This is a genomic window from Actinoalloteichus spitiensis RMV-1378 (assembly GCF_000239155.1).
GTDB classification, from domain to species: Bacteria; Actinomycetota; Actinomycetes; order Mycobacteriales; family Pseudonocardiaceae; genus Actinoalloteichus_B; species Actinoalloteichus_B spitiensis.
In genome coordinates, this window is sequence record NZ_AGVX02000368.1 from 1 (window position 1) to 9,857 (window position 9,857).

Genomic DNA, 9,857 nt, shown 5'->3' on the forward strand with positions numbered 1-9,857 from the left:
CCCCCCCCCGCCGAGCACTGGGAGAACGCCCTCGCCGAGGCCGGCGTCCCCGCCGCCCGCGTCCTCGACGTCCGCCAGGCCCTCGAACTCGACCAGATCGCCGAACGCGGCTTCCTCCACGACCTGCCCCACCCGGCCGACCCAAACCGGACGGTGCGCGTGCTCGGTAACGGCGTCCGCGTCGACGGCCACGCCAGCACCCCCAGCGCCCCACCCCCGGTGCTCGGCGAACACACCACCCCGCTGCTGCGGGAACTCGGCTACACCGACGAGGAGATCCGCGCACTGCGCGAGGAAGGGGCGGTATGACCCAGCACGACGAGAACACCCGGCCAGCCGACACGGCGAGCGCCACCGGGGAGGCGGCGACGATCCCGACCGAGAAGGTCACCGGCTGGTGGGCCACCGACATCGCCCGCATCCACCCCGGCGAGATCGCCCTGCGCGGCTACCCCGTCGAACAGCTCATCGGCCGTGCGGGCTTCGCCGACACCATCTGGCTGATGCTGCGCGGCGACCTGCCCACCCCCGGCCAGGGCCGGCTGTTGGAGGCCGCCCTGGTCTCCGCCGTCGACCACGGCCCCCAGGCCCCCTCCATCGCCGCGGCGCGGATGGCCGCCACCTGCGGGGTCGGCCTCAACAACGCCGTCGCCACCGGCGTCAACCTCCTCGGCGACGTCCACGGCGGCGCCGGCCAGCAGTGCATGGACCTCCTCGCCCGACTCCACACCGAGGTCGCCGCCGGTGAGACCCCCGACGCCGTCGCCGCCAGGGCCGTCACCGAACACCGCGAGGCCGGCCGCCACGTCCCCGGCTTCGGCCACCGCTTCCACCCCAGGGACCCGCGCCGTGACCCGCTGCTCGGCCTGCTCACCGAGGCGGCGGACGCCGGCGTCGTCCCCGGCGACCACCTGGCCATCGGCCTGGCCCTCGAGGACGCCCTCGCCACCGGCCGCCGCCGACCCGTGCCGATGAACATCGACGGCGCCACCGCCCTGATCTACTCGGAACTCGGCTTCGCCCCCGAACTCGGCCGTGGCCTGTTCGTGCTGTCCCGCTCGGTCGGCATCCTCGCCCACGCCTGGGAGGAACGGCGGTCGGGCACCCGGATCAAGGGGCCGATCCCGCGCCCGCTGCTCGCCGACTACACCGGACCCGACCTGCGGGACGTCCCCACCACCCCACCCCAGCACTGAGCGGCCCCTCGCCCCCCTCCGGCCTGGCCGGGCGGCAGCACCCCACCCGGCCACGCCGGACCGGATGCCCACGCCCGGACCCCGGTGACCATTCCGGAACACCACGAAACCCGGTTGCCCCCCGGCCGGACCGCCGCGATACTGCCGCCGGCCCGGCCGTCGGGAGACCCGGGCGGGACACACCGGAGGGGCAGGCGGATGGTCGACCGCGTCTACCACGGGGCACTGGTCGTGACCGGACCCCGCGACGCCCACCCCTTCGTCGGGGACGTGGGCATCGACGGCGACACCATCGCCTTCGTCCGACCCACCACCGGAGCCGTCGTCGGGGGCGGCTCCGCCCCCGACACGTGGCCCCCGGCCTCCCACCCCGCCGCCGAGCACGTCGACGCCACCGGCCACGTCCTGCTCCCCGGGCTCGTCAACGGCCACCTCCACCCCACCCCGGCGCTGCTGCGCACCGCCCTGGCCGCCACCACCATCGACCACCAGGACGGCCACCCCCTCGCCGACGGCCTCTACGCCGCGCTGACCGCCGACCGGGAAACCCTGCGGCTCAGCGCGAAACTGGCCATCACCGAGGCGATCAGTTCCGGCACCACCGCCCTCTGCCTCCACGAGTACCTCGACCCCGTCGTCGCCGCCGAGGTCGCCGCCGACCTCGGGATCCCCGCCACCGTCGCCCTGCACCCCGAACCCGGCGGCACCGCCTGGCGCGACACCCTCCGCCAGGTCCAGGACACCGGGTGCTCGGCGATGCTCGCCGGCGTCAACGAGAACGACCCCGACCACACCCCCGAATACCTGCGGGAACTCGTCACCCACGCCGGCGACCTCGGCATCCGGGTCCACACCCACGTCAGCGAGACCACGCTCCGCCACGAGACGACCCGGGCCCGCACCGGCCGCTCCCCGATCCGCTACTACCAGGCACTCGGACTCCTCGACCACCTCTACGCGGTGCACTGCACCGCCGTCGAACCCGCCGACATCGACCTGCTCGCCGACCACCGAGTCCCCGTCGTGCTGACCCCCTCCTCCGAGGCCCTGCTCGGCGACGGCACCCCACCCCTGCCCGCCCTCCTCGCCGCCGGCGCGCGCCTCGCCCTCGGCACCGACGGCTCCGCCTGGGCCGGCTCCGAGGACCTCCTCGCCGAACTCCGCGCCACCGCGCTGCTCACCCGCGCCCGATGGGGACCGGAGGCCGTCGACGGCGCCCAGCTGATCGAACTCGCCACCCTCGGCGGCGCCGACGTCCTCGACACCCCCGACACGCGGGGCGCCATCGAACCGGGCCGCCGCGCCGACCTCGTCCTGCTCGACGCCCGCCGCCCCGGGCTGCGCCCGCTGGCCACCACCGGCCCCCTGTCCACCGCCCGCGACGTCCTCGCCTTCGCCGCCACCGGCGCCGACGTCGTCGAGACCACCATCGGCGGCCGCGTCCGCTACCGGAGGGACGGCCCCGGGCTGCTCACCGGAGACGAACTCGCCGAACTCGACGAGCGCGCCCGCCGGGTGTGGCGGGACAGCGGAGCCGCCACCGCCACCTCCTGGTAGCGAGGACGGTCGGACCACCGGGAACCCGACGCCGCCGGACACACCGCGAGCCCGAGCACCCCACCCCGCCGGGTGAGCGCACACCACCACCCCCACCAGGAGAACCGATGACCGTGCCCCACGGCGGCCACACCACCCCCGCCTTCGCCGCCGTCCGCGACGCCTTCCTCGACCTGCTCCACACCGGACGCGAGACCGGCGCCGCCGTCGCCGTCCTGCACCGGGGACAGCCCGTCGTCGAGATCTGGGGAGGCTGGCGGGACCAGCACCGCACGCACCCCTGGACCGCCGACACCCTCGTCCACACCTACTCCGTCGGCAAACCCCTCGCCGCCCTCGCCACCCTGACCGCCGTCACCGACGCCGCCCTCGACCTGGACGACCCGGTCGCCGACGTGTGGCCCGAGTACGGCCAGGCCGGCAAGGAACGGACGACACTCCGCCACCTGCTCGCCCACCAGGGCGGCCTGCCCGCCTTCCCCGAGACCGCCGCCCACCTCCCCCTGCTCGCCGACGACCAGCTCCGCGCCGCCCTCGCCCGGGCGGAACCCGAGTTCGCCCCCGGAACCGCCCACGCCGAACACGCCCTGACCTACGGTCACCTCCTCGACGGCGTCCTCCGGGGAACCGGAGCCGCCTCCCTCGGCCAGGTGTTCCGCGACCGCATCGCCCGGCCGCTGGGGCTCGACGCCCATTTCGGCGTGCCCGCCCAGGACCTGCCCCGGGTCGCCGACCTCGAGTACGGCGATGCCCGGTGGCCCACGGCGACGGCCGGGGAGCCCGGCTCCCTGGAACACCGGGCGATGACCCGGCCGACCGGGGCACTCGACGTCGAGGTGCTGAACGGCCCCGCCTGGCGCCGCGCCGAGTTCCCGGCGATCGGCCTGCACACCACGGCGTCCGCGATCGGGAAGTTCTACGCCGGACTTGTCGACCCCGGCGGCCCGGTAGCCGGCTTGCTGGGGGAGCGGGTGCACCGGGAACTCCTCAGCCCGCAGGCCCGGGGAACGGACCTGTTCCTGGGCCACGAGGTGACCTGGTCCCTCGGTTTCCAACTGTCCGGCGACGAGGTGGCGATGGGCGGAGCCGGCGGTTCGGCGGCCTGGGTGTCGCAGGGGGAGGAGTACGCCTGCGCCTACGTCACCCGCCGACTCGCCGGTTTCGACCGGGTGGACACCATCGAACACGCCGTGCGGGAGTGCCTGAGCTGAGGCCCCCGTCCGAAACCGTCCCCCGCTGACGGGGCGCGGGTCCCGCCGACCAGTCCCCGCGCGCGCCTCCCGAAGGTGCGCGAGGCAGGGGCGCGTGGCCCGAGTCCGCCGGACACGGTGAACCAGGCGCCCCCCAGCGCCGGGCGGGCCGGGCGAGGCCCGTAGGCCCTCGGGCTTGCTCATGACGCGTCGTTCCCGGGCGGGCCCGCTCGTCCTGACCCGACCGCTGTTCTTGGCCGCCGCTGCGCCCCAGCTCTCAGGCTGGGTGGATCCGCTCGACCTGGTGCCGGGTGGTGTACATGTCCCAGTACTGCTCGGCGAGGTCGTCGGGATCGACGACCGGGAACCCGGTGGAGGCCCCGGAGTCGGCGACGAGTGCGCTCATCTCGCTGCGGGCGATCGTCGCCCCGACGGCCAGGGTACCGACGTAGATTCCCGCCTCGGCCAACTCGCCGTGCAGCGAGTAGAGGTAGTTGCGGGCCGCGGCGCCCACCGGGGCCAGGCCGCTGAGCCCGGGCACCGGGTGGACCGCCGTGACCCCGGAGGTCAGCAGGAAGGCACCGTCCCCGCGCTCGGTCCACTCCGGCAGCACCGCACGGACCACCTCGACGGGGGTCAGCAGGAACATCGGCAGCCCCTGCTCCAACAGGGCGGCATCGGTCCGGGCGGCCGGGCCGAAACCCTGGTCGGCGCTGAACGGCCCGTACTCGATCACGTCGACGCGGCCGAAGCGATCGCGGATGTTCGCGATCAGCGCCGGCACCTCGGCGGGCCGGGACAGGTCGGCGGTGAACCCGGCGGCCTCGATGCCCTCGGCGGCCAGCTGCTCGACGAGGGCGTCCAGGCGCGGGCGGCGACGCGCCACCAGGGCGACCCGAAACCCCTCCCGGCCGAAGCGGCGGGCGACGGAGGAGCCGAGACCGGTGCCGGCCCCGAAGACGGCGATCACCTTGGACATGGGGAGCGCTCCCTTGCTCACGACATCTTGACCCTGGGGTCAACTTGTGTGTCGACGGTAGCAGGTAAATTGACAGCAGGGTCAAGTTCGATCCGTGGGCCGGCGGACGTGGCCGGGACCGTCAGGCCAGGACCAGGAGGAACCACCAGATGCGGGCCGACGCCCAACGGAACGCGGAGAAGCTGCGGGCGGCCGCCGCCGAGCTCTTCCAGGAGCGCGGCCTCCAGGTGCCGCTGAAGGAGATCGCTCGCAGGGCGGGAGTGAGCCACGGCACGCTCTACAACCTGTTCGGCACCCGCGAGGCACTCATCGACGCGGTGGTGGCCGACGGGGCGGCCCGCCGCCTCGACGAGGTCGCCCAGCAGGCGCTGTCCCACGACGACGCCTGGGAGGGGTTCGCGCACTACGTCGAAAGGCTCTGCGAACTCCAGGCCACCGACCCCGCCGTCGCCGCCGTGGTCGGCGGCCGCTACCCGGACGCGGAAAGACTGATGGCGGTGTGCGCCCGCAGCATGGAGGCCGCACGACGGATCGTCAGGCGGGCCCACGAGGCCGGTGTCCTGCGCCCCGACTTCACCAACGCCGACCTGGTGTTCGCCTTCGCCGCCAACGCCCTGCTGGCCCGCGCCACCGCCGACGCCGCTCCGGACGCCTGGCGCCGGCAGGTCACCTACCTCCTGGACGGCCTGCGCACCGAGGCCGCCCGCACTCCGCTGCCCGCGATCCAGCCGACCGAACGACAGGTCCGCGAAGCGCTGCGGAGCCTGGGCGAGGCGTAGGGCAGGAGAGGAGCGTCCTCCGGCATGCTTACCCGGTGCCGGTCGGCTCAGTGATCGACTGATCCAAAGACAGCCACGGCGGGGTCTACTGCGAGGACTGTGACATCGCCTCGCCCGCCCGACCCGGAGGGACGATGGACGACGGCGGGGTCCGCGACTACGCCATCAACCCCGCGAGCGCCGAACGACTGTGGCAGGTCTCGGCCCAGCTCACCGGCGTCAACCTCGACGGCAGGGCCAAGGGGTGAACCACGCCAGTGCGTCGCTGCCTGTCGAGGGACGCCGGCGCCGGAGCGAGCGGTGCCACACTCGACCGGTCGCGCACGTCGCTGCCGCGATGGGCATCGACGCGAAGTGCGGGTACACCTCCCTGGACTCCGCGATCGACGGCTTCTCCCGGCTTGCCCGCACCGGGACCGCACCGGACTGAAAGGAGCAACTGCTGGGGCGGGGTGGGGAGTGCGGGTGAAAGGTCCGCGAAACAGCCTCGCGTGCGCGGGGACGACGTAGCGAACTTGGCCGCGTAGTGGCCGGCGACGGGAACAGCCCCTCGTGCGTGGGGACGACACTTCTTGACCAGCGCGTCCTTCTAGGATGGTCGAGTTGGTGGAGTCCACCGGGGTGGGGCGGGCGGACCTGGAGGAGAAGACCACCGACCTGGTCGCCGAGGGGTATGTGGTCTGCTCAGGCGAGCCAGGAAATCGGGTGCTGCGGATGACGCCTGCCGGTCGGATGGCCGCGCTGGACCTGTTCCCCGCCGCCGAGGCCTTCCTTGCTGAGCTGTCCGGTTCGTCGCCGACACCCAAGGCTCCAGGTCGCTGTGCGAGCCGAGCTGGTCGCCCTGATCTTCGCCGCTGGTCGGATCGCGGTTACGGGTAATTCAGGGCAGAGAGCCTGAACTCACCCCCCTGCGAGGTGTTGTCCCAGGTGCCGCAGCCTGAGGGCCGGGGGTGATGTGGCTCGAGTTCGGCCAGGACGTGGGGCGATGGGAGCAGGCTAGCTTCTAGCAGGACAACTGGTCTCTGCTGGCTACTTCCTGGCAGACGATCCCGGTGCCCGTGCGACTCGGCGGGAGGCTCATACTGAGGAGGACCAGCGTGGCGGGGAGCGGAGGCTGGAAGAAGTGAATGAAAACTGGCTCTATCGCTCGTAACGCCGCAGGTCAGGAAGTGTCGTCCCCGCGCACGCGGGGCTGTTCCCCCCCCCCGCAGAGGATGCGGGCCGAACTCCAAGGGTCGTCCCCGCGCACGCGGGGCTGTTCCCCAACCCATATGATGTGCCTGCCTCTCATCTGTGTCGTCCCCGCGCACGCGGGGCTGTTCCGCGGACGGACGCCGCGTGACGGTCGTCCTCCGCGTCGTCCCCGCGCACGCGGGGCTGTTCCTTGAACGGTTCCGCGCCCGATACTTCGCCGCCCGTCGTCCCCGCGCACGCGGGGCTGTTCCCTCGGACGAGGCCGACGCGCTCATCCTGGCGTCGTCGTCCCCGCGCACGCGGGGCTGTTCCTGGCGAGCCACGTGGCGTCCCACCGGTGCGGTGGTCGTCCCCGCGCACGCGGGGCTGTTCCGCGGGCCTGCTGACGAAGTCGAAGGAGCCTCGGGTCGTCCCCGCGCACGCGGGGCTGTTCCGCTGTGTCCGTCCGGGGCGGGGCGACCCCTCCGGTCGTCCCCGCGCACGCGGGGCTGTTCCCTACGACCTGCGGATTGGCCGGTACTACCGGGAGTCGTCCCCGCGCACGCGGGGCTGTTCCGTACCCAGACGGGCAACCGCTCCGTTCGCGGAAGTCGTCCCCGCGCACGCGGGGCTGTTCCTGTCTGGTGATGTGGGCGGACGGCTGACACACGGTCGTTCCCGCTCACGTGGGTTGCCCGAGTTGGGACGCCCCCACGGCCACTAATCCGCAGGCGCTACGATGAGTAGTCGAACGAGCACTCGGGGAAGCTGGTGGCTGCTGCGGCAGGGAACTGACCTCGGTCTGCGGACGTACCAGCTCCAGCTGGCACGCCTTCCGTGTTCACGAGCAGCTGAGGCCGTGCCTGCGCAGGAAAGGAGGGTTGCCACGTGAAGTTGCGGGCCTTCGATCAGCTGTTGGCAAGCCTGATCACGACCGAGCACCCCGAGGTGACCAACGTGCACTGCTACGGAGAGGACCGTCCGCAGCACCGAACGCGGCTCAGGGTCGATTTCGCCAGCGGCGCGGCCGCCTATCTCTACGTTGACGACGTGTCCGGGCCGGGAATCCCGCGCATGGCCGCTGATTCGCCTGAGGTCCCCCGGGAGGCGCTGTGAGACTCGGTCGTTTCCGTGAACTGCTCCGCGAACAGCTCGCGGCTCACCCCGGCGTAACCAGCATCGAGGAGTACCAGGTTCCCTCGACTACCGGCTTTGCCGTGCGCTTTTCCGATGGAGTGACCATCCGTATCCGAGCTTTCGCCACAGCTCCACCCGGCGGGGACGACACGAGTAAACCCGAGAGGATCGTCGTCAAAAGCGACGCTGGTTAGTTTTGTAGCCGCACGCCTTCGGGTGTTCCGGTGTGCCCACCATGCCGCACGGATCGTGATCACAGGAGGCCTTCCTCGGCCAGCCGTACATGATCGGCAGGACGGTGGCCTCCCGTGCACGGCTTGTGTTCCAGCTGGAGCGGCATCGCCGTTCCCGGCTGGCGACCTGAGGCGGCGCGGTGGCTCTTGATCTCCACCTCGCTTGAGGTTCTAGGGTTTCGCCGTCCAGCGTGCCACCGTCCGAGGAAGGGTCCGGTTCCAGCCCGTGCGCGCGAGGGGTAGGGCGGGAAGCTTCCTCGGAAGGGGCACGACGGGCGTGTTCAAGCACGGAGCAACCCAACCAACCGGTTTCCCGCCGCCCTCCCCGCGACCGCTACTCCGGCCCACCAGCCGAGCGGACTGGGCGGGGGATCGGTGGTGGCCCGTCGTCCGGTCCCCGGGTGACGAACGAACCTCACCGGAGTTGAGAACATGATCACGCCGTTCCGCATCGACGTCCCCCAGGCCGACCTCGACGACCTGACCGACCGGCTCGCGCGCACCCGCTGGCCCAACGAGATCGCCGACGCCGGCTGGGACTACGGCTTCCCGCTGACTCGGCTCCGGGAACTGGCCGAGTACTGGCGCACCGGCTACGACTGGCGCGCGCACGAGGCCACGCTCAACGAGCTGCCGCACTTCACCACCGAGATCGACGGCCAGCGCATCCACTTCGTCCACGTCCGGTCCGCGAGACCGGACGCCCTCGCGTTGGTCCTCACCCACGGCTGGCCTGGTTCGTTCCTGGAGTTCCTCGACGTCATCGAGCCGCTGTCCCGCGAGTTCCACCTGGTGATCCCCTCCATCCCGGGCTACGGCTTCTCGGGTCCCACCCGCGAACGGGGCTGGGACATCGTCCGGATCGCGCGGGCCTGGGCCGAGCTGATGCGGCGGCTCGGGTACGAGCGCTACGGGGCGCAGGGCGGCGATTTCGGTTCGGGCATCTCCACTGCGTTGGGGGCGGTGGCACCGGATCGGGTCGTGGGCGTGCACGTCAACTACCTGCCCACACCCCCTGACCCGGACGCGGACGTCGAGCTATCCCCGGTGGACGAGGCCCGGCTGGACAGGATTCGTCAGTTGATGGCGAACCGTCCGCCGTACCAGGCGCTCCAGGCCCTCACCCCGCAGACCATCGGCTACGCGCTGACCGACTCACCCGTCGGGCAGTTGGCCTGGATCGCCGAACGCTTCGCCCACTGGACGGACCCGCACTCGCGGATCAGTGACGACCGGATGCTCACCAACGTCTCCCTGTACTGGTTGACCGCCACCGCCGCGTCCTCGGCGCGCCTGTACCGCGAGGCCCCCCGGCGCGCCGAACGGTGCCCGGTACCGATGGGAGTGGCGGTGTTCCCGCACGACATCACGCTCTCGGTGCGTCCCCTCGCCGAGCGGCTGTACGACATCAGGCACTGGTCGGAGTTCGAGAGCGGCGGCCACTTCGCCGCGATGGAGGTGCCCGAACTGCTGTCCTCCGACGTGCGGGACTTCTTCCTCGCCCGGCTCGCGGAAGGCCCCCTGGGTGCCGCCTCCCCGGAGCCGACCGGTGAGCGACGGGCTGGTGCCGCCACCACCGCCTGACGTCGTGGGGTGGGGGCGGCCGGTTCCCG

At 72.5% G+C, this 9,857-nt stretch carries 9 protein-coding genes and 1 CRISPR repeat array; of the genes, 8 read left to right on the top strand and 1 reads right to left on the bottom strand.

Features of this window, described 5'->3' with window-relative positions; translation table 11 throughout:
- The 4 genes from ACTIDRAF_RS29290 to ACTIDRAF_RS0216380 form a co-directional block, all read left to right on the top strand.
- Positions 1 to 309 (top strand): CoA transferase (locus ACTIDRAF_RS29290; protein ID WP_039787694.1); only part of this gene is annotated, 309 nt, incomplete at its 5' end.
- Complete coding sequence (locus ACTIDRAF_RS0216370) at positions 306 to 1,196, top strand: citryl-CoA lyase (protein ID WP_016699804.1); 891 nt, start codon at positions 306 to 308, stop codon at positions 1,194 to 1,196. The genes ACTIDRAF_RS29290 and ACTIDRAF_RS0216370, both read left to right, overlap by 4 nt.
- A 198-nt stretch (positions 1,197 to 1,394) precedes the next feature.
- A complete protein-coding gene (locus tag ACTIDRAF_RS0216375) occupies positions 1,395 to 2,753 on the top strand; it encodes an amidohydrolase family protein (RefSeq protein ID WP_016699805.1) in 1,359 nt (452 codons plus the stop codon).
- 107 nt (positions 2,754 to 2,860) lie between these two features.
- Complete coding sequence (locus ACTIDRAF_RS0216380) at positions 2,861 to 3,964, top strand: serine hydrolase domain-containing protein (RefSeq protein ID WP_016699806.1); 1,104 nt, start codon at positions 2,861 to 2,863, stop codon at positions 3,962 to 3,964.
- 256 nt (positions 3,965 to 4,220) lie between these two features.
- Here the strand turns inward: ACTIDRAF_RS0216380 and ACTIDRAF_RS0216385 are convergent, their stop codons facing one another.
- Complete coding sequence (locus ACTIDRAF_RS0216385; RefSeq protein WP_016699807.1) at positions 4,221 to 4,922, bottom strand: SDR family NAD(P)-dependent oxidoreductase; 702 nt, start codon at positions 4,920 to 4,922, stop codon at positions 4,221 to 4,223.
- A 149-nt stretch (positions 4,923 to 5,071) separates the two neighbouring features.
- Between ACTIDRAF_RS0216385 and ACTIDRAF_RS0216390 the strand changes: the two genes are divergently transcribed.
- The 4 genes from ACTIDRAF_RS0216390 to ACTIDRAF_RS0216410 all read left to right on the top strand — a co-directional run bounded on the left by ACTIDRAF_RS0216390 (position 5,072) and on the right by ACTIDRAF_RS0216410 (position 9,828).
- Positions 5,072 to 5,701 carry a TetR/AcrR family transcriptional regulator gene (locus tag ACTIDRAF_RS0216390; protein ID WP_016699808.1) on the top strand — a complete coding sequence of 210 codons (630 nt, stop codon included), beginning with the start codon at positions 5,072 to 5,074 and terminating at the stop codon, positions 5,699 to 5,701.
- A 594-nt stretch (positions 5,702 to 6,295) separates the two neighbouring features.
- Positions 6,296 to 6,580, top strand: a complete 285-nt coding sequence (locus ACTIDRAF_RS33855) for a hypothetical protein (RefSeq protein ID WP_157163074.1) — start codon at positions 6,296 to 6,298, stop codon at positions 6,578 to 6,580.
- 292 nt (positions 6,581 to 6,872) lie between these two features.
- A CRISPR array of direct repeats spans positions 6,873 to 7,512; the repeat unit is 28 nt; unit sequence GTCGTCCCCGCGCACGCGGGGCTGTTCC.
- Positions 7,513 to 7,762: 250 nt separating this feature from the next.
- Positions 7,763 to 7,990, top strand: a complete 228-nt coding sequence (locus tag ACTIDRAF_RS0216405) for a hypothetical protein (protein ID WP_016699811.1) — start codon at positions 7,763 to 7,765, stop codon at positions 7,988 to 7,990.
- Positions 7,991 to 8,676: 686 nt separating this feature from the next.
- Entirely contained in the window at positions 8,677 to 9,828 is a 1,152-nt protein-coding gene (locus tag ACTIDRAF_RS0216410; RefSeq protein ID WP_016699812.1) for an epoxide hydrolase family protein, read from the top strand.
- The last annotated feature ends 29 nt before the right edge of the window (positions 9,829 to 9,857 follow it).